The organism is Moraxella sp. FZLJ2109, from assembly GCF_024296965.1.
GTDB lineage: Bacteria > Pseudomonadota > Gammaproteobacteria > Pseudomonadales > Moraxellaceae > Moraxella.
The window spans coordinates 1,129,806-1,149,480 of sequence record NZ_CP101112.1 but is presented as its reverse complement, the minus strand read 5'-3'; the positions used below and the strand labels follow the sequence as shown (position 1 = coordinate 1,149,480).

The 19,675-nt window shown below is 46.4% G+C and carries 16 protein-coding genes; 1 reads left to right on the top strand and 15 read right to left on the bottom strand.

Annotated elements, in window-relative coordinates:
• Nucleotides 1-4: 4 nt before the first annotated feature.
• The 6 genes from NKU06_RS05210 to NKU06_RS05185 form a co-directional block, all read right to left on the bottom strand.
• Complete coding sequence (locus NKU06_RS05210) at nucleotides 5-676, bottom strand: Crp/Fnr family transcriptional regulator (RefSeq protein ID WP_253224454.1); 672 nt, start codon at nucleotides 674-676, stop codon at nucleotides 5-7.
• A 150-nt stretch (nucleotides 677-826) separates the two neighbouring features.
• Nucleotides 827-2,923 carry an ATP-dependent DNA helicase RecG gene (gene recG / locus NKU06_RS05205; RefSeq protein ID WP_254729249.1) on the bottom strand — a complete coding sequence of 699 codons (2,097 nt, stop codon included), beginning with the start codon at nucleotides 2,921-2,923 and terminating at the stop codon, nucleotides 827-829.
• A 111-nt stretch (nucleotides 2,924-3,034) separates the two neighbouring features.
• Nucleotides 3,035-4,345: a sulfate adenylyltransferase subunit 1 gene (locus NKU06_RS05200; protein ID WP_254729247.1), complete on the bottom strand. Its 1,311-nt coding sequence runs from the start codon at nucleotides 4,343-4,345 to the stop codon at nucleotides 3,035-3,037.
• 54 nt (nucleotides 4,346-4,399) lie between these two features.
• The gene (cysD, locus tag NKU06_RS05195) at nucleotides 4,400-5,326 is read right to left on the bottom strand and encodes a sulfate adenylyltransferase subunit CysD (protein WP_078318238.1); all 927 of its coding nucleotides are present in this window, start codon (nucleotides 5,324-5,326) and stop codon (nucleotides 4,400-4,402) included.
• Between the two features lie 33 nt (nucleotides 5,327-5,359).
• Nucleotides 5,360-6,202, bottom strand: coding sequence for an integrase core domain-containing protein (locus NKU06_RS05190; RefSeq protein WP_254729032.1), 843 nt, complete (start codon nucleotides 6,200-6,202; stop codon nucleotides 5,360-5,362).
• 170 nt (nucleotides 6,203-6,372) lie between these two features.
• The gene (locus NKU06_RS05185; RefSeq protein WP_254729245.1) at nucleotides 6,373-7,104 is read right to left on the bottom strand and encodes a phosphoadenylyl-sulfate reductase; all 732 of its coding nucleotides are present in this window, start codon (nucleotides 7,102-7,104) and stop codon (nucleotides 6,373-6,375) included.
• A 294-nt stretch (nucleotides 7,105-7,398) separates the two neighbouring features.
• Between NKU06_RS05185 and NKU06_RS05180 the strand changes: the two genes are divergently transcribed.
• Nucleotides 7,399-8,562: a patatin-like phospholipase family protein gene (locus NKU06_RS05180; RefSeq protein ID WP_254729243.1), complete on the top strand. Its 1,164-nt coding sequence runs from the start codon at nucleotides 7,399-7,401 to the stop codon at nucleotides 8,560-8,562.
• Nucleotides 8,563-8,740: 178 nt separating this feature from the next.
• Here NKU06_RS05180 and NKU06_RS05175 read toward each other — a convergent pair whose 3' ends face one another.
• The 9 genes from NKU06_RS05175 to NKU06_RS05135 form a co-directional block, all read right to left on the bottom strand.
• Nucleotides 8,741-9,295: a hypothetical protein gene (locus NKU06_RS05175; RefSeq protein ID WP_254729241.1), complete on the bottom strand. Its 555-nt coding sequence runs from the start codon at nucleotides 9,293-9,295 to the stop codon at nucleotides 8,741-8,743.
• Nucleotides 9,296-9,460: 165 nt separating this feature from the next.
• Nucleotides 9,461-9,835 carry an SMI1/KNR4 family protein gene (locus NKU06_RS05170; protein ID WP_254729239.1) on the bottom strand — a complete coding sequence of 125 codons (375 nt, stop codon included), beginning with the start codon at nucleotides 9,833-9,835 and terminating at the stop codon, nucleotides 9,461-9,463.
• Between the two features lie 259 nt (nucleotides 9,836-10,094).
• A complete protein-coding gene (gene fadA, locus NKU06_RS05165) occupies nucleotides 10,095-11,267 on the bottom strand; it encodes an acetyl-CoA C-acyltransferase FadA (protein WP_254729237.1) in 1,173 nt (390 codons plus the stop codon).
• A 21-nt stretch (nucleotides 11,268-11,288) separates the two neighbouring features.
• The gene (gene fadB / locus NKU06_RS05160; RefSeq protein ID WP_254729235.1) at nucleotides 11,289-13,442 is read right to left on the bottom strand and encodes a fatty acid oxidation complex subunit alpha FadB; all 2,154 of its coding nucleotides are present in this window, start codon (nucleotides 13,440-13,442) and stop codon (nucleotides 11,289-11,291) included.
• Between the two features lie 195 nt (nucleotides 13,443-13,637).
• Complete coding sequence (gene mscL, locus NKU06_RS05155; protein ID WP_253224464.1) at nucleotides 13,638-14,072, bottom strand: large conductance mechanosensitive channel protein MscL; 435 nt, start codon at nucleotides 14,070-14,072, stop codon at nucleotides 13,638-13,640.
• A gap of 213 nt (nucleotides 14,073-14,285) precedes the next feature.
• Nucleotides 14,286-16,130: a translational GTPase TypA gene (typA, locus tag NKU06_RS05150; protein WP_253224465.1), complete on the bottom strand. Its 1,845-nt coding sequence runs from the start codon at nucleotides 16,128-16,130 to the stop codon at nucleotides 14,286-14,288.
• A gap of 314 nt (nucleotides 16,131-16,444) precedes the next feature.
• Nucleotides 16,445-17,734 carry an OmpA family protein gene (locus NKU06_RS05145; protein WP_253224466.1) on the bottom strand — a complete coding sequence of 430 codons (1,290 nt, stop codon included), beginning with the start codon at nucleotides 17,732-17,734 and terminating at the stop codon, nucleotides 16,445-16,447.
• Between the two features lie 344 nt (nucleotides 17,735-18,078).
• A complete protein-coding gene (locus tag NKU06_RS05140; protein WP_254729233.1) occupies nucleotides 18,079-18,816 on the bottom strand; it encodes a pyridoxine 5'-phosphate synthase in 738 nt (245 codons plus the stop codon).
• Between the two features lie 53 nt (nucleotides 18,817-18,869).
• Nucleotides 18,870-19,673 carry a DNA repair protein RecO gene (locus tag NKU06_RS05135; protein WP_254729231.1) on the bottom strand — a complete coding sequence of 268 codons (804 nt, stop codon included), beginning with the start codon at nucleotides 19,671-19,673 and terminating at the stop codon, nucleotides 18,870-18,872.
• Between the last annotated feature and the right edge of the window lie 2 nt (nucleotides 19,674-19,675).

The window sequence follows — 19,675 nt, the reverse complement described above, 5'->3', positions numbered from 1 at the left end:
GCCACTACCTGTCAGTCGATTTTTGGGTCAGTCCCAGATTTTTTCGGATACGGGTGATACTTTGGCGCGTCATACCAAGATATGAGCTCAGATCTGCCAAAGACAGCCGCTCGACAAGCTTGGGATTATCTTTGATAAAACTTAAATAACGCGCGGTATTATCCGCGATCAAAAAACTCTCCGTTCTCTCGATATGTCTGAACAACAGTGCCATCGTCTGCCCATGCACATAGCGCAAAAAATCAGGATATTTATCACAGCACGCTTCAAAATGCGCCTTATCCAAAATCATCAAAATGCTCGGCTCAATGGTCTGCATATTGTATTTGGTCGGCAAATCCTTGAACACCGCCATAAAATCCCCCACCGCGTCCTGCTCTGCTATGAACTGCACATTGATCTCGCTACCATCAGGCATTTGATAAGATAATTTACACAATCCAGATAAAATAAAACCCAGCTTATCAATGCTCTGCCCTGCACTCGCCCAATAATGCTTGGCAGGCAGCCGCTCGATGGAAAATGACGCGCTGATCCATGCGACATCATCAGTACTGAGCATCGGTAGCACGCTTTGTAGATATTGCCGATGCAGTGTGAAAATCTCGCTGTCATTGAGCCGCCAAATCACCTTGGGGTCAATCTCAAGCATCGGTTTTTCATAAAGGATTGGCATGGTTATTACATCCATTTAACAGTGGATAAGTTGGGAGAAGTTACGGTTATTTGTTATAACTTATTGATATTATTTGGTTTTTAAAGTTAATCCAACAGGTTAAAATTTCACTCATCTAAAGCCAAAACACCCTAACGACTTTATAAAAAATCACACATTCACATATTCTTGGGCAGATGGAATCCAAGTCTGCATAATCCGCGCTGCCTTGTCAATCTGTGCACCATCAGCAATCAAGCGATGCGCGATTTTGCCTGCCGCCTCAAGCAGCACTTCATCACGCACGATGTCTGCCAGATAGTAGCCCATATCGCCTGTTTGTCGCTTGCCCAGTAGCTCGCCTGCCCCACGCAGCTCAAGGTCTTTTTGGGCGATGACAAAGCCATCGGTGCTATCACGCAGGACATTGAGCCTTTCGATCCCTGTCGGTGATAATGGCGCTTGGTACAGTAGCACGCAGAAGCTCTTGGCACTACCACGACCGACACGCCCACGCAGCTGATGTAGCTGAGATAAGCCGAGTCGTTCGGCATTTTCGATCACCATCAATGACGCATTTGGCACATCCACACCCACTTCGATGACTGTCGTCGCGACAAGCAGATCGATGTCACCCTGTTTGAACGCCATCATCACCGCTTGCTTATCCACAGGTTTCATCTTGCCGTGCACAAGCCCTGTGCGGATATCTAGCCTATCGGTCAAATCCTGATACAACAGCTCTGCCGACTGCGCGTCCAAGACGCTTGACTCTTCGACCAGTGGACAGACCCAGTAGGCTTGCTTGCCCTGTTTGCAGTTTTCGCGGATACGCTCGATGACTTCATCACGGCGATCACGATTGATGGTCACAGTGGTAATCGGCGTACGATTGGGCGGCAGCTCGTCAATCACCGACACATCCATATCGCCATACATACTCATGGCAAGCGTTCTAGGAATCGGTGTCGCTGTCATGGTCAGCTGATGCGGTGTGCCACCTGCGACGCCTTTATTGGTCAGCTTGAGCCGCTGCTCCACCCCAAAGCGATGCTGTTCGTCAATAATCACCAGCCCAAGCTTGGCAAAAACCACCGTATCTGAAAACAGTGCGTGCGTCCCCACCACCACTTGCACATCGTTATTTGCCACTTGTTCAAGGGCGGCCGCTCGCTCTTTGGCGGTTTGCTTACCAGCAAGCCAACCGACACCGATACCCAGTGGCTCAAACCATTTTTTAAAATTCATCAAATGCTGTTCGGCCAAAATCTCCGTCGGTGCCATCACCGCCACCTGCCAACCGCTATCAAGCGCATAGCACGCCGTCATCGCCGCCACCAAAGTCTTGCCCGCACCGACATCACCTTGGATGAGCCTGAGCATCGGCTGCGATGTCGCCATATCCGCCACCGCTTCACCGATCACTCGCTGCTGTGCGCCTGTGAGTGCAAACGGCAAACTGCCTGCCAGACTCTGTGCCAACGGGCTATGACTCTGGCATTTTGGCGCTTTGTGATGATAGACATTATTACGACGAAATAAGAAACTCAGCTGATGCGCCACCAGCTCCTCGATGATGATACGCCGACACGCAGGGTGTGAGCGGTCTTTGAGTCCGTTTAGCAGTGCTGTCTGCCCAAAAATATCCGCATCTTGCTTGGGCAAATGAATCTGATGCAAAGCAGGCAACAAATCGCCCGACAGCCCCACGCCCACCGCACGCAGCTCATCATCCGACAGACAGCTGATGCCCTCACGGCTCACGGCTTGTAGTGCCAATCGCACCAGTTGGCGCAGCTTATTTTGATGCAGTCCTTTGACTGCAGGATAAATGGGTAACAGCCCGGTCTCAAAGGACTTGCTGCCTGTGATGTGATACTCAGGATGCGACATCTGCGTACCAAAACGACTGATCTTCACCTCACCAAAAGCGGTGATTTTCGCCCCCACTTCCATCGTCGATAGCAGACTGGCATAAGTCTTAAAAAACCTGAGCACCACAAGCCCAGTCTTATCCTCCAAAGTCACCGACAGACCAGTTTTGTTTTTTTCGACCCAAGTCACCGTCCCTGACACCAACGCACTCATCCCATGCTCAAGCTCGCCGATCGGCACGATACGGCTGCGATCTTCATAATCTCGTGGCAAGTGCATCAGCATATCAAAAATGCGATAAATCCCAAGCTCTGCCAAGCGATTTGCCAAGGCTGATCCCACCCCAGCAAGGGCAGTGACAGGCAGATGAATGGTCATGGCAGATGCGTTCATGATGATACCTAGTATGAATCGGATGATGAGAGAATTTTAAAATAATTCACCCAAAAAAGCAAAAAGCCGACACCCTGCCGACTTTTTTGCCATGATGATGACTTTGGTAGATTACCAATCATCATCTTCGCTATCATTTTGTAGAATCATACCGCCTGCAACGGTATGGTAGGTTGCTTCATCAATCAAAATAAATGACCCTGTTGCTGTATTTTCGGCATATGGTGTCGCTAAAATTGGCTTTTGTAGGCGTAAAGTAACTTCACCTAAGTCATTCATATTTAAAGTATCTTTATCACTAAAGTTGCTTAAAGTATGTACGTCCCACACATGGTCAATGCTATCGACTTTGGCAAACACAGTTTGCGTGGTGTGTTTTAATAAATATTTGCGTACAGGGTTTAACGCACGGCTATCAAACCAGCATAAAGTCGCTTTAATTTCTTTGGTTGGCATACTCTTTGAATGGCTTGAGATCAGCGTATCACCACGAGAAATGTCGATGTCATCGGCAAGGCGAATGGTAACTTGTTCACCACTGCTGGCAGATTGTACAATCCCATTTGGACTGATAATTTCGCTCACGGTGCTCACACGACCTGATGGCTCAACACGAATTTCATCGCCAACAGCCACTTGACCTGCTTCAATACGCCCTTGATAACCACGGAAATCATCTTGTTTATCACCATCTGCACGCAGAACAAATTGTACAGGGAAATGGAAATTCGCTTTATCTTCTTGGACAAATTCGCCTGTCGGTAAATCTTCTAAAATACCGAGCAATGCACCGCCTTGATACCACGGTGTATTATCACTCTCGTGGACGATATTATCACCATTTAACGCTGAAATTGGGATAAATCGTACATCATTTAAGCCTAATTGTTCCGCTAAAGTTTCGTAAGCACGGACAATGGCATTAAATTTATCTTCACTAAAGCCAAGTAAATCCATTTTATTGACCGCCACCAGTACGTGTGGGCAGCGTAAATGTTTTAAAATGGCTGAATGGCGTTTGGTTTGTGGTAATAATTGGACGGGTTCTTGACTAAAATCAATTTGTGATGCGTCAAGTAAAACCACCGCCGCATGAGCAGTTGATGCCCCTGTTACCATGTTGCGGGTATATTGTTCATGCCCTGGCGTATCAGCGATGATAAATTTGCGTTTTGCCGTTGAAAAGTAGCGATACGCCACATCAATGGTAATGCCTTGCTCTCGTTCGGCTTCTAAGCCATCAGTTAACACAGAGAAGTCAATCACTTCAGATTGATTTTTGGTTTTAGCAAGGTTATTGAGTTGGTCGGTCAATAATGCCTTGCTATCGTATAGCAGGCGCCCAATGAGCGTACTTTTACCATCATCCACGCTACCTGCAGTAATAAAGCGTAATGGTGCATATTGATTTAAATTTGACATCTTGTTATCCTTTTTAATTCTGTTTAATCTCGGTCAAGTCATTTGGCAGGCAATTTAGAAATAACCCTGTTTCTTGCGTTCTTCCATCGCCGCTTCGCTGACTTGGTCATCAAGGCGAGTGGCACTGCGTTCAGAGATTTCAACCACAGCAGTTTCAGCAATAATTTCTTCTGGGGTGCTTGCCGTACTTGCAACAGGACAAGTACATGAAATATCACCAACCGTACGGAAACGCACTGAGCGAATTTCGCTGACATCATCAGCACCTTTTGGCGTTAATGGGGTCACAGGCACAAGTAAGCCATTTTTTGCCACAACTTCACGTTCATGTGCATAGTAAATCGATGGTAATTCTAAGTTTTCACGGGCGATATATTGCCAGATGTCTAATTCTGTCCAGTTTGAAATTGGGAAAACACGCATATTTTCGCCTTTATGGTGTTTGGCATTGTACAATGACCATAATTCTGGGCGTTGGGCTTTCGGGTCCCATTGTCCAAATTCATCACGGAAAGAGAAAATACGCTCTTTGGCACGGGCTTTTTCTTCATCTCGTCTTGCACCACCCATCAAAGCATCAAATTTATGCTCGGCAATGGTTTCAAGCAAAGTGACGGCTTGAGCACCATTGCGTGAATCGGTTTCTTTACGCAAAACGACCGTGCCTTTGGCAATCGAATCTTCAACATGACCCACCACCAAGCGAGCATTTAATTTTTTGACTTGTTCATCACGGAAGGCAATCACTTCTGGATAGTTATGCCCTGTATCGATATGCACAAGTGGGAACGGCAGTTCAATGTCTCGTCCTTCGATGGCAAAGGCTTTGCGTGCCAATGCCAAAAGCACCACCGAATCTTTACCGCCCGAAAATAGCAAAGCAGGGTTGCTACATTCGGCAATCACTTCTCGAATAATATAAATCGACTCAGCTTCGAGCCAGTCAAGGTGTTTATTTTGCAGGGTTGTTTGTTCTGTCATAATCAGTACCTAATTTTATTAACTGTAAGAAACTCAAGCGTTATTTACACTTTGCTTAAAATAAAACTCTAACCACTCATAAGGAGTAAAAGTTAAAGTCTTGCCAGTAGTCTCATCTTTCTTACTTAAAGATGAGTGCGGTCTAACAGTGTTGTAGAAATTAAGAAATCTGGTTAATTCTTGCTTTCTATGCTCACTGCTGACAAATTCATGTTTATCATGCCAAAGCTCCATTAATGTTCGTATGACCCTTTCAGCTTTGCCGTTGGTTTGTGGCCTACCTACTTTGGTAAATTTTTGATTGATGTTGTTTTGATAGCAGGCTTGAGAAAATTCATGGTCTTTTGTGCCTTTATATTCTGTGCCATTGTCAGAATAAATCACATCAATTTTGTAGGGGCATGGCTCTATCACTTGTTCTACAAGAAACTGTGTTGCACTAAAGGCTGTTTTATCCGGCATGATGTCAGCATACAATTCGCGAGAATAGTCATCTATGGCAACAAATAGATATTCTCTAGGACTGTTGGCATTTTGTCCTTTGAGCAAGGGCAGGCGTTTGGTGTCCACATGCACCATCTCACCAGGATAGGACTTATTGTATCGCTTGGCTTGCTTTTTGAGCTTATCCTGTATGGATTGTTCAACTTTAGCAAGGCGTTTAATACCATATTTGGCTTGTTTAAAGCGATTGTTGGTACTGGCTTGGGGCTTGAGTAGCTTAACACGAGCAAGTTTTAAGACTTTGTAAATGGTAGGTCTTGATACTTTGTACTCCAATGCTAGTGAAGTAACTGACTGCCTGTTCTTGTGATAAGCAGTCCAAATGGCTTCCCGTTGGTAGGGAAGCAATCGTGTATTTTTATGAATGTTCATTTGCAGTATTTTACCTTAATACTGTAAACAACGGTAGTTTATCTTACATATTAACTCTTAAAACTTAAACTGGGATTTTTCCGCATTTTTCTAAATTTTTCTGCGTTAAATTATTCAAGGCTTGATCAGCAAGTTTTGCGACGCCATTGGACAATTTAACAAGAAAATAATTATTTGTGCAAACCACATTCTTTACTATCTCGGTTTTCCCACCACCAACGCCCAGAGCGAATGTCTTCACCTTCTTTGACAGGCATGGTGCATGGCTCACAGCCAATGCTTGGATAACCTTGACGGTATAATTCATTAAATGGAATGTTAAACTTTAAAATATATGCCCAAACATCGATTTCTGACCAGTCATAAATCGGATTATATTTAGCAATATTACGACCATCATCATGCTCTTCAAAGGGTAAATCCGTGCGGGTGACTGACTGTTCACGGCGTTGTCCTGTTAGCCATGCATCAGCATCTGCCAATGCTCGGTTTAATGGCTCAACTTTGCGGATAAAACAGCATTGTTTGCGCGCATCGACACTGTCATAAAAGGCATTGAGACCCTGTGTTTTGACATACTCATCGACTGCCGTATCGATGGGATGATACAGCTTAAAATTTAGGTCTGGATAGCAAGTTTTGACCACATCAATCAAAGCCAGCGTTTCAGCATTCAGACGCCCTGTCTCAAGGGTAAAGACTTCAACTTTGGCGTTAAGATTTGCCAATGCGTCTGTAATTACCATGTCTTCAACTGCCAAAGATGATGCAAATTTGACCATATCATGCTTGGCGATGATTTCAGTTAGGCGATGTTTTAGTGTACTAATTTTATCTTCTAAGGCAGTAAAATCCGCTTCGCTTGGCGTGGGGATTTGCCAAAATTGTGGCTTTGTAATCATTATCTGCTCCCTTGCGGTGGCTTTTTTATGGCAAGTTTTGTGATAACTTTGCATGGCATTTGGTATGGCAACAAAGTATCATTTTGCCACCAAAATCGAAAATACCATTTTGTACAAAGTAAATCGCTTTTTGGCATTAAGGGTGCAAACAGGCGGCAGATAGATGGTGAATGGAGCAGCGCAAGGCTACAAATTTGGTACACAATGCGCGTAAATCTCAAAATTTACACACAAAAACTGTGCTATATTGGCAGCATCTTTTGCCAATTTCATCCAGTGAACAAGGATATTGCCATGATGACACGCCTGATGCCACTTGCTGCCGCTGCGCTTGCCTTGAGCGCGTGTGCGACCAACGCCCCTACCACGACCAAAACCAGCACGCCTGCTGCCAATGATGATCGCCCTGTGGTGGCATTGGTCTTGGGCGGCGGTGGCGCGCGTGGCTTTGCCCATGTGGGTGTCATCGAATCGCTCGAAGCGCATGGCATTCGCCCAGATCTCATCGTCGGCACCAGTGCAGGCGCAATGGTCGGCTCACTGTATGCCAGCGGTATGTCACCGCAGCACTTGCACGACATCGCAACCACGCTCAATGAGCGCGATTTGATCAACATCACACCATCCAAACAAGGCTTCATCGATGGCTCTCGCCTGCGCGATTACATCAATGCGCGCGTCAATCGAAGACCGATTGAGCAGTTTCCCATCCGCTTTGCCGCTGTCGCGACCGAAATGCACTCAAAGCAAGCGGTTGCCTTTCGTCAAGGGGAAGCAGGGCTTGCAGTACAAGCATCATCAAGTGTGCCGAATCTATTTATCCCGCCACGCATCCCCGAAAACGGCGGTCACAAATACATCGACGGCTCACAGTCTGCCCTACTGCCTGCACGCATCGCGCGCAGCCTTGGTGCGGATGTGGTGATCTCGGTGGATCTGATGGCAAAGCCTGTCACCGCCGATGAAGCAGACAGCCAAGCCAACACAACCACCGCCAAGCCAAACACTGTCGGCATCACGCGCGATGACACAGGCGTCGGCATCAAATGGGGTGAGCAGTCGGTGAATATTCCAATCGACATTGCCAAGATGAATGAAGTGAGCAAGGGCTTGCCGTTCGAGCTGCCTTTGGGGGATATTTTTGGTAATATGATAAAGACTTTGCCTGCCAAGCAAGAGATCGAACTGCCCAAAGAGCTGCCGACTCGCCTGCCAAGCAATGCCAGTGAGTTTTGGCAACTATTTGGTCAAGTGGGTGCAAATCTTAAGGCAAATCCTGCCGATATCGCCGCAAGCGATGTGGTGATCGCCCCTGATTTATCAAAGGTTGCGGTATTTGATACCACAGGTCGTACCGCACTGATTCAAGCTGGCAAAACCGCCACCGATGCCCAAATCGATGCCATCAAACAAGCCATCGCCACCGCACAATATCACTATGTGGACAACACTCAATAATGCTTTGCTTATTTCAAACAACGGTCAATGGTATATTGACCGTTTTTGTTGAATTAAAATAATGCAGGTAACACGCTTTCCACCAATAAAACAATCAAGGAAATTAGAAACGGTTTGGATTTATGGTGCGTGGTATGCGTCCTACCACTATCAAAGTCAATGATAAATTTATCAAAGATTACCGACTTCTGTCTATCTCATAACCAGTTAAAACCAAGTTTGGCGTTCCATTATATAAACAAAATACGCCTTGTGGGTATCTACTATCATTAGCAATAATAAAACCAAAACCATTGTATTTACTTCGCCAAGTGCCTTCAGGGTAGTCCATATACCAAGTTCTATCAATATACCAACCATCATCTTGAATCGGACTAATAAGTTGATGTTTTAAAGTGCCATCTGAATAATAGATGGCGGCATTGTTGGGTGGTGGGAAGTACCAAGGAGGTTCTTTGATTTGACTAAAACAACTAGGTTCTTTATCAAAGATAACCAAGAATTCTTTACCGCTCTTCAAAGGGGATATATTGTCAGATATTGGTAGGATATATTCAGAGCCATTGGTATAAATTATTTTTATCCTGCTGTCTACTACTGGAATTTTTTTCTTCAAGACATAATCGTTTAATATTTTAATGCTTTCAATAGATGAATTTGGATGTACCTCATATTCAAAAACATCTCCATTTTGAAATACACCCATGGTTATTACTTTAGTAATTGATAACATCACTTAATTTCCTTAATACTATCAAAATCAATGATAAATTTATCAAAGATTACCAACTTCTGTCTATCTCATAACCAGTGCGTAGGGTGCATACAACGCACCATTGAAACAGATTTATGGTGCGGTGCACGTACCTTACCACTTAATTAAAAAGGGGTTTGTTTGTTATGTCCAGCCATTTTGTTCTGCCATTTCTAGCCATTTATCAAAATTATCGCAATAGCTAACATATTTAGGGTTACCTAAATCAACAACAATGACTTGGGGACTACCTGAAATGTCATTGGCATTAAAGCAAGCAGCCCAATCTCCGTTTCTAGCAAAAGGGATTAAATTATTTAACTTGGCAAGCTCTTGATGAATGTTCATTACTTCTGTCAGCTCTTCTTGACAGTCCTCAAACCACCAAGGAAACATAAATTCGCTGTCCCAGTTGATCGTGGATGTGTCTTTGGATAAGTTAAGATAGCTTTTTGGGTATTTAAATCCCCCTGGTAGCATTTCTTGGGAATAGGGATTAAAAGAGATTTGTTTTTTCATAAAAAATCCACTATTTTTTAGGTTGGCAAATTTGGATTTCTTGATTGCCTACTTTCACTTTCTGACAATCATAGTGCGTAGGGTGCATACAACGCACCATTGGAACAGATTTATGGTGCGTGGTATGCACCTTACCACTAATCCCATAACCAATGATCGATTGGACAACATCGGATTTACACCCACCATTTGCCACCCAACAAAAAACCCAATTGCATTGTACACAATTGGGTTTGGCGTTGTAAATACGGTCAATCCATCACACACGCTCAATGATCGTGGCGATACCTTGACCCAGACCGATACACATGGTGGCAAGACCGATTTGGGTGTCTTGTTGCTCCATGACATTCAGTAGCGTCGTGGTGATACGAGCACCCGAGCAGCCCAGTGGATGACCCAGCGCGATCGCACCACCGTTGTGATTGACGATATCTTGCTTGTCTAGCAGATCTAAGCCTTTTAGCACCGCCAAGCCCTGAGCGGCAAAGGCTTCGTTCAGCTCGATGGTCTGAATGTCAGACAGCTGCAAGCCTGCGCGTTTTAATGCTTTTTGGGTCGCTGGCACAGGACCATAGCCCATGATCGCAGCATCACAGCCTGCGACCGCCATCGCACGAATGCGCGCGCGTGGTTTTAGACCCAGTGCTTTGGCTTTGGCTGCACTCATCACCAACATCGCTGATGCACCATCTGACAGCGCTGATGAAGTGCCTGCGGTGACCGTGCCGCCTTTTGGATCGAAGACAGGTTTTAGTGCTTGGAAAGCTTCGATATTGGCATCAGGGCGGATGACTTCATCGACGGTGCATAGCTGCAGATTACCATCAGCATCATGCCCTTCGATACCGACGATTTCATTGGCAAATCGCCCTTCGGTGGTTGCCACCCATGCTTTTTTGTGCGAATTGACACCAAACTGATCTTGCTCTTCTCGAGTGATGCCGTTTAGGCGACCCAGCATTTCTGCAGTCAAGCCCATCATGTTTGACGCGCGCGCATAGTGCTTAGATGCTTTTAGGTTCAGGTCAATGCCGTGCGTCATCGCCACATGACCCATATGCTCAACGCCACCGATGATGAACACATCGCCTTGATTGGTCATGATCTGTGCCGCTGCCGTGTGCAGTGCTTGCATCGATGAGCCACACAGACGGTTCACGGTTTGGGCGGCGACTGATTTTGGCACGCCTGCGATCAGCGCGGCATTACGGCCGATGTTCATGCCCTGCTCTAGCGTTTGGTTCACACAGCCCCAAATCACATCTTCTAAAATCGCAGGATCAATGTCATTGCGCTCAATCAGCGCACGAATCAGTGCCGCTGACAAGTCATCAGCGCGCACATTGCGAAACATACCATTTTTGGTCTTGCCCATCGCGCTACGCACGCCATCGACGATCACCACATCTTTTGGACTTAATACTGTCATTGTAATATCCCTTGTTATCAATTAGTAAAATGTCTTGCCAGCTTGTGCCATCTCAACCAGTTTGGCTGGTGCTTCGTACGCCTTGCCAAGATGCGCGTATTTATTGCACAGCTCGACATAGTTCGCCACGCCGATTTGGTCGATATAACGACAAGGACCGCCGCGGAACGGTGGGAAACCTACGCCCATGATCATCGCCATGTCCGCTTCGCCTGCTGATGCGACGATGTTGTCTTCTAAGCAGCGCACGGTCTCGTTACAAAATGCGATCATCATACGATTAACGATTTCTTGATCATCGACGCTGCGGCTGTCGGTTTGAACCGCTTTTAATAGCTCATAAGTGGCATCATCGGCAAGTTTTTTCGGTTTGCCTTTTTTGTCCATTTCGTATTTATAAAAACCAACACCGTTTTTCTGACCCAAGCGATTGTTTTCAAACAGATGCTTGATGCCGCCTTTATAATCAGGCTTCATGCGATCAGGGAAACCTTCTGCCATCACTTCAGCGCCATGCACGCCTGTATCCAGACCGACGACATCGATCAGATAAGCAGGGCCCATCGGCCAGCCGAAACGCTCCATCGCCTTATCCATCTGTACAAAGTCCACGCCCTCTTTGAGCAGCAAATCAAACGCGCCAAAGTATGGGAACAGCACGCGATTCACCAAGAAACCTGGGCAGTCATTGACCACGACTGGGGTTTTGCCCATTTTTTGTGCCAAAGCAACCGTGGTCGCGATGGCTTTTTCGCTCGTCTGCTCGCCACGGATGACTTCCACAAGTGGCATACGATGCACAGGGTTAAAAAAATGCATACCGACGAAGTTTTCTGGGCGTTTTAATGCTTTGGCAAGGCGCGTGATTGAGATGGTCGAAGTGTTCGATGCCAAGATGGCATCTTCTTTGACCAAGCTTTCGACTTCGGCAAGCACCGCTTCTTTAACCTTTGGATTTTCGACCACGGCTTCGATGACGATGTCAGTCTCACCAAAATCGCCGTAGTTGAGCGTCGGGCGAATGCGAGATAGGGTCTCACCCATCTTGGCAGGGGTGAATTTACCGCGCTCCACTTGCTTAGATAGCAGCTTGGTCGCTTCATTCATACCAAGCTCAAGCTGCTCTGACTTGATGTCTTTCATGATGATCGGCAAGCCTTTGCTCGCGGCTTGATAAGCAATACCACCGCCCATGATGCCTGCGCCCAGTACCGCCGCTTCGCTGATCTCGTGCGCATCTTGACTGTGCTTGCCGGCAAGTTTTTTCACCAATTGATCATTTAAGAACAAGCCCACCAAAGCCGCTGCTTGCGGTGTCTTGGCTGCTTTGGCAAAGCCTGCTACTTCTACCTTGATCGCTGCATCGCGTGGCAGATTGATGTGTTTTTCGATCGCTTCGACCGCAAGCGCAATCGCAGGATACTGCTTTGGATTTGCCTTAGCAAAAATCATGCCCTTACCCGTATTGATGCTCATCGCTTGTTCAAGCTGATTAAGCTTCACTGGCTCAAGTTTTTCTTGGCGTTTGGCTTGCCAATTGATCTCGCCTGCGATGCATTTTTTTACAAGGTCAATCGCCGACTCGCGCAGTGCATCATCTGCCACCACCGCATCGACCAAGCCGACTTTCAAGGCTTCTTCAGGCTTATAAAATTTACCCGTCGATACCGCTTCTAGGATATTATCCACGCCGATCAAACGCGCACCACGCACCGTACCGCCCCAACCAGGGAAGATGCCAAGCTTGGTCTCAGGCAGACCAATCTGACCTGATGTGCCCATCACGCGGTATTCGCAGACCAAGGTCATCTCACAGCCGCCGCCCAATGCCGCGCCATTGATCGCTGCAACTTTTGGGAATGGCAAATCTTCAAAGCCGCTAAAGACTTGGTTAAAATCATACAGCCATGATTCTAGCTTGTCTTGTGGCCATTCAAAATATTCAACAAACTCGGTGATGTCCGCCCCTGCGATGAAGACTTTTTTACCCGATGTCAAAACCAAGCCCTTGATATCATCGCGCGCTTTTAGCAGCTCAACCACTTGGGCATATTCTTCACTGGTCGCACGGTCAAATTTATTGACGCTGCCATCTTTGGCATCATAACAAAACTCGACAATGCCTGCGGCCTGATCGATAAAATCAACCCAGATTTTATTTCCTTGAAAAATCATAAAAGCTCCTTGATGGATGTTTTGATAAAGTCGTTTTGATCAATGATCGCTTGCAGGCTACTATACCACAAGGCTGTGACAATCTGACTTGCCCAAAGATGACCAATGGGTCATGATTTTGCACGCTGATTATCAGTAATAAAAAACACCCGATAGCATATCTATCGAGTGTTGATGGTTTGTATCGTCAAGCGATTATTTGCGCTCGCCAAGCTTGGCACTGATTTCGCGCAGTAGCAGTACTTCTTCTGATGGTTCAGCTGGTGCTTCTTCAGCCGCTTCAGCTTTGCGCAGCTTGTTCATGCCTTTGACCATCATAAAGATGATGAACGCTAGGATGATGAAGTTGATCACCACGGTGATGAAGCTACCATAGGCAAGCATTGGCGCGCCCGCTTCTTTTAGTGCGTCGTAATTATTCGCTACGCCCGCTGGCGCATCGCCCAATAGGATGTACATATTTTTGAAATCGATCTCACCGCCGACGATGAATGATACGATCGGCATGATGATGTCTTCAACCAATGAAGTGGTGATCTTGCCAAATGCTGCACCGATGATCACACCGACTGCCAAATCCATCACATTGCCTTTTAGGGCAAACTCTTTAAACTCTTGAACCATGCTCATGGTAAATACTCTCTTAACTTGATATTAATAATAAAGTACCTAAGCAATCTGTTTAGGTACTTTATTGTATAAACTGTACAACTTGTCAATCTGTCAGCATAACGCTTAAAAGTTGTGCAATTTTAACACAACCAAACAACCAAACTGTATCAAATGATGGTAGCTTTGTTATCTTATGTTAAAAAACAATACTACCTTCGTCGGATACGGTGTTTAGTCTTTTTTGCGACCTAGGCGTTTACGCTCGTTTTCGGTCAAGTAGCGTTTGCGGATACGGATTGATTGTGGCGTGACTTCTACCAGCTCATCATCTTCGATGAATTCTAGCGCCTGCTCAAGGGTATATTCTAGTGCAGGGGTTAGAATGATCGCATCGTCTGAGCCTGACGCGCGGATGTTGGTCAGCTGCTTGGCTTTGGTTGGGTTTACCACCATGTCATCTGAGCGTGAGTTGATACCGACGATCATGCCTTCATAGACTTCCAGCTGCGGCTTGGCAAACAGACGGCCACGCTCTTGTAAGCTAAATAGCGCATAAGCTAGGCAAGTACCTGTCACCATCGAGATTAAGACACCATTTTGGCGACCTGCGACGCTACCGCCTTTGGTCGGACCATAGTGGCTGAAGCTTGAAGTCATGATGCCCGTGCCTGATGTCATGGTCAAGAACGCTGAACGGAAACCGATCAAGCCACGCGATGGCACAGTCGCTTCGATGCGGATACGGCCTTTGCCATCGACTTCCATATTGGTCAAATCGCCCTTACGGTTGCCCATCTCTTGCATTACCGCGCCTTGGTGCTGTTCTTCGACATCGAAAGTGACATTTTCGTATGGCTCACACATCACGCCGTCGATCTCTTTCATGATCACTTGCGGACGCGATACACCCAGCTCAAAGCCTTCGCGGCGCATATTCTCAATCAATACTGATAAATGCAGCTCACCACGACCAGAGACTTTGAACTTCTCTGGACTGTCGGTATCTTCGACGCGCAAGGCAACATTGTGAATTAGTTCACGATCCAGACGCTCACGGATATTGCGCGAAGTGACAAATTTACCTTCTTTACCAGCAAATGGTGAATCATTCACTTGGAAGGTCATCGAGACAGTCGGCTCATCGACAGACAGCGCAGGCAGTGCTTCGACATTTTGTGGATCGCAGATGGTGTCTGAGATGTTCAGCGCATCAAGACCTGTCACACAGACGATATCGCCCGCTTGTGCAAAATCAACATCCACACGCTCAAGGCCATGATAGCCCATGATTTTTAGGATACGGCCATTGCGCTTATTACCATCTTTATCGATCACAGTCACTGGCGTATTGGTTTTGACCGAACCGCGCTGGATACGACCAACACCGATGACGCCCACGAAGCTGTTGTAGTCAAGGCTTGAGATCTGCATTTGGAATGGGCCATCGACATCGACCTTTGGCGGCTCAACGATATCAACGATGGTCTCAAACAGTGGCGTCATGTCTGATGCCAAGTTATCAGGCTCAAGACCTGCGATACCGTTAATGCCTGATGCATAGACGATTGGGAAATCCAACTGCTCATCGGTCGCGCCTAGGCTATCAAACAGATCAAATACTTGGTCAATCACCCAATCAGCACGCGCTGCTGGTTTGTCAATTTTATTGATGATGACAATCGGTTTTAGACCACGCGCGAAAGCTTTTTGGGTTACAAAGCGCGTCTGTGGCATCGGGCCTTCTTGTGAATCGACAAGCAATAGCACGCAGTCCACCATCGACATCACGCGCTCCACTTCGCCACCGAAGTCGGCGTGGCCTGGGGTATCGACGATGTTAATGCGGTATTCGGTATTGGTGCGCTTGTCTGTCCATTTGATGGCGGTGTTCTTGGCAAGGATGGTGATGCCACGCTCTGATTCCAAAGCGTTTGAGTCCATTACGCGCTCAATCTCGCCTGAGCGATCGCCCAATGCACCTGATTGCTGTAGCAGCTTATCAACAAGAGTGGTTTTACCATGGTCAACATGGGCGATGATTGCGATGTTGCGCAAATTTTTGATAGTGTCTGACATAAAATCTCAATTTAACTTAAGGAGCGCACCGATATGCATCATATCAATGCCTAGGAGAAATTTGTGATATAGCCAAACAAATTTGAAATAAAACAAGCAAATCGAGCGAAGCTGTATATGCGGCACTATGAGCGCCTTAGCTTAAGCATTATTTCAAAGTTAGCAGACTATAATTCATAAAAAACCGTTTATTATAGCATATATTTAGGGTAAATTAAACCAACATTTGCCATCATCACACCAATCACACACCCCATAATAAAAAAGAACCACCCCGATGGGATGGTTCTTGATTGATCCAATCAATCTAAAGATTATTGAACTTGCATATCTTTAGTTTGTGGAACGGTAGTTACTTTGCTACCAGAGATAACCGCTTCTACACGACGGTTCATTGCTTTACCTTCGTCAGTGGTGTTTGGAGCGATCGGACGATCGAAGCCATAACCAACAGCGCTTAGACGGTTTGGAGCAATGCCGAACTCGTTAGATAGAACTGCTTTGATTGCGTTCGCACGAGCTTCAGATAGGCGTTGGTTGTAACGCGCATTTGAGCGTGCTGAATCTTTAGAAGCGTGACCTTCGATTTGTGCAGTTGCATTCGGGAATTCACGCATTTTTTCTGCTACTTTAGCGATTTCTTCACGGTATTGTGGTTTAACCGCTGATTTGTCGTAGTCGAAGAATACGCGTAGTTCTAGGCGTAGGTCTTCACGAACATCTACATCTACTGGGCAGCCGCGCTCATCAACAACAACATTTACTGGAGTGCCTGGGCAAGCGTCTAGGTGATCAGGTACACCGTCTTGGTCAGCGTCAGCAGTAGTGTCAGCGATTACAGTTGGCTCAACCAATGCAGGTGCAGCAACTGCAGGAGCTAGACGACCACCTAGAGTAACTTCTAGACCAGCTAGAGCTAGAGCTTCCCACCAGCTGTTATCGAAGTTGTAGATACCACGAGCTTCACCGCGTAGTGCTAGTGCATCATTGATTAGGTAGCGAGCACCTAGACCAACATTACCGATGGTGTCTTTTGATTGTGCAACTTGTTGACCAGCTTTAACTGTTTGACCAGCTTTGATGCCTTGAGCGTTGCTGTCGTCAGCTACATATTGCTCTTGTGCTTCAACTTCGATCTTAGAACGACCAGCACCGATCAATGCATATGGCTTGAATTTGTTGTCAGCGTTGTAGCCAGTGATTTGTTCTAGACCAACTAGGAAGTTACCAGTGATCATTTCTTGCTCAACATCAAAGCGGTTCTCGCCTTTTTTTGCTGAGTATTCAGAAGCTTCACCATTTGCGTTAGATACGCCGTATTCTACTTGGAATTGAGTAGATGGCGTTAGTTCGATACCAACTGCTGCACCCGCGTATAGGCTGCTTTCTTTAGCAACGCCGCCATTTTTTGGGTTAGTGACATGTGATTGATTCACATAGTTGTTGTTTAGTTGCTTACCAGTACGAAGTACTTCGCGTTGCTCATCATCAGCCATGTTAGTGATGTGTGCACCGACTAGTGGAGTTACAGTAACGCCAGCTTGCGCAGCAACTGGAGCAACTGCAGCAGCAAGAACCGCTAGAGCGATTTTGTTCAGTTTCATAAATTCCTCCAAAGGAATGGTTGGGTTTTTTGAAAAAAGTGTAACATAACATTACTACGGTCTATTTTAGCACAAAGATCCCCAACTGCCAAACATATCTTAACGATATTTTTGCACTTGCATCACCTTGACATCGTATAGACCAAGACCGATGGGTAAAGCTTAACCGCAAATGTGATATTTTACAACCTTTTTTTTGCTGATTGATACACATTATTACATAAAAATTACCAATTTTTACGATGTAACGGCGCGTTTGTACAGAATTTGAACAATCTTAGTGGGGTTTGACATATTTTGTAGCATTTTTGCTCAAACTGCCCAAGATACAAAGTGTTCAATATTTATACAGGATTGGCAAACGCCTGCTTCATCGCCTTGACTGCACTGTCTAAGCCCATAAATACCGCATCAGCAATCAGCGCATGGCCGATGTTCAGCTCATGAATGCCATCAATCTGCGCGATGGCAGCGACATTGTCTCGCGTCAAACCATGCCCTGCATTGACCAGAAGATCAGAATTTGCCTTGGCATGAGCGACCGCTACCTTGATGCGTGCCAATTCTTCTTGGGTCTTGGCGGCATCACGATCCAAAGTGGCGTGCGCATAAGTACCTGTGTGCAGCTCGATGGCATCGGCTTTGAGCGCGATTGCGGTGTCGATTTGGTGCAAATCAGGATCGATAAACAGCGACACCAAAATGCCCGCTGCCTGTAGCCTAGCGATAAACTCACCCAGATTTGGCAAATTGGCAATGTCCAGACCGCCTTCTGTGGTCAGCTCTTGGCGCTTTTCTGGGACAAGGCACACCCATGCAGGACGCACATCCAGCGCGATGGCAAGCATCTCATCGGTGACCGCCATCTCAAGATTCATGCGCGTGGTTAGGCGTTTTGCCATCTCATAGACATCAGCATCGCGAATGTGGCGACGGTCTTCGCGCAGATGCAAGGTGATGCCTTCTGCGCCCGCCTGCTCACAAATCAGCGCGCCTGCAATCGGGCAAGGATAGCCCACGCCGCGTGCATTTCGCAAGGTGGCGATGTGGTCGATATTGACGCCCAATAATGGTGTATTCATGGCTTTTCCTTTATGTTTTAATAAAATTTATAGCATCAATCAATTTAGATTATTTAACCATAGCGTAAGCTTTGTTGCCACAATGTGCGGCTGTGCAAAGGCTTATAATCCAGTAGGCTATCCATCAGTTGCCGCTGCAGCTGATTGAACTGCTCCAAAAATGGCAATACCGCCGCCTGCTCATCATCGACATCGAGCGCAGCCCCCATCTGCATCAGCTCATCGCCGCTGTAGCGGTGGCGACTGACTTTGGTGGTCAATTTGGCATCATTAATCAGCTCTGCCCGATCAGGCAAAAAACCCATCTGCGGCACGAAGCGATACACGCCATCAGCAGTAATCAGCGCGCCTGTGCCATCGGTAACAAAATCCAATGCCACGCCAAGTTCAGCGAAAATCACACGCTCAAAGGCACGCAGATACACACAAGTGGCAACAAATTCATCACTCTGCGGTAGATTAAGTAGATCAAGGCTTTGTAATTTTGCCAATTTATGATGGTAAGTCTGCCACAGCATGGGACATGGATTTTCTGCTGCCAAAAGCCGCGTCAAAACTTCATTCATATAAAGCAGCGCATAGCGCACACGCCCTTTGATCACCCCAAATCCTGTCGGCACGGCAGGCAATGCCATCGCATCGACAAATTCACTGGCAAATCCTAAGCTTGGCTGACTAAAGCTTTTTAGGGCGTGATTGCCCGTCGCCAAAAGCCACACAGGGCTAAATAAAGGCAAGCCACGCGTACCCACGCCATGCACCACGCCATGCTCATGACTGAAAAACTGGTAGATCGCCCGTTTTTCTTGATAAGCCCGACTGTGTAGCACATAGCCATTGAGTGCCGTGGCACGCATAA

Bases quoted from the DNA above. Each gene is read 5' to 3' on its own strand.
- NKU06_RS05210 (WP_253224454.1), bottom strand. From the start codon at position 676: ATGCCAATCCTTTATGAAAAACCGATGCTTGAGATTGACCCCAAGGTG.
- recG (WP_254729249.1), bottom strand. From the start codon at position 2,923: ATGAACGCATCTGCCATGACCATTCATCTGCCTGTCACTGCCCTTGCT.
- NKU06_RS05200 (WP_254729247.1), bottom strand. From the start codon at position 4,345: ATGTCAAATTTAAATCAATATGCACCATTACGCTTTATTACTGCAGGT.
- cysD (WP_078318238.1), bottom strand. From the start codon at position 5,326: ATGACAGAACAAACAACCCTGCAAAATAAACACCTTGACTGGCTCGAA.
- NKU06_RS05190 (WP_254729032.1), bottom strand. From the start codon at position 6,202: ATGAACATTCATAAAAATACACGATTGCTTCCCTACCAACGGGAAGCC.
- NKU06_RS05185 (WP_254729245.1), bottom strand. From the start codon at position 7,104: ATGATTACAAAGCCACAATTTTGGCAAATCCCCACGCCAAGCGAAGCG.
- NKU06_RS05180 (WP_254729243.1), top strand. From the start codon at position 7,399: ATGATGACACGCCTGATGCCACTTGCTGCCGCTGCGCTTGCCTTGAGC.
- NKU06_RS05175 (WP_254729241.1), bottom strand. From the start codon at position 9,295: ATGTTATCAATTACTAAAGTAATAACCATGGGTGTATTTCAAAATGGA.
- NKU06_RS05170 (WP_254729239.1), bottom strand. From the start codon at position 9,835: ATGAAAAAACAAATCTCTTTTAATCCCTATTCCCAAGAAATGCTACCA.
- fadA (WP_254729237.1), bottom strand. From the start codon at position 11,267: ATGACAGTATTAAGTCCAAAAGATGTGGTGATCGTCGATGGCGTGCGT.
- fadB (WP_254729235.1), bottom strand. From the start codon at position 13,442: ATGATTTTTCAAGGAAATAAAATCTGGGTTGATTTTATCGATCAGGCC.
- mscL (WP_253224464.1), bottom strand. From the start codon at position 14,072: ATGAGCATGGTTCAAGAGTTTAAAGAGTTTGCCCTAAAAGGCAATGTG.
- typA (WP_253224465.1), bottom strand. From the start codon at position 16,130: ATGTCAGACACTATCAAAAATTTGCGCAACATCGCAATCATCGCCCAT.
- NKU06_RS05145 (WP_253224466.1), bottom strand. From the start codon at position 17,734: ATGAAACTGAACAAAATCGCTCTAGCGGTTCTTGCTGCTGCAGTTGCT.
- NKU06_RS05140 (WP_254729233.1), bottom strand. From the start codon at position 18,816: ATGAATACACCATTATTGGGCGTCAATATCGACCACATCGCCACCTTG.
- NKU06_RS05135 (WP_254729231.1), bottom strand. From the start codon at position 19,673: ATGCGTGCCACGGCACTCAATGGCTATGTGCTACACAGTCGGGCTTAT.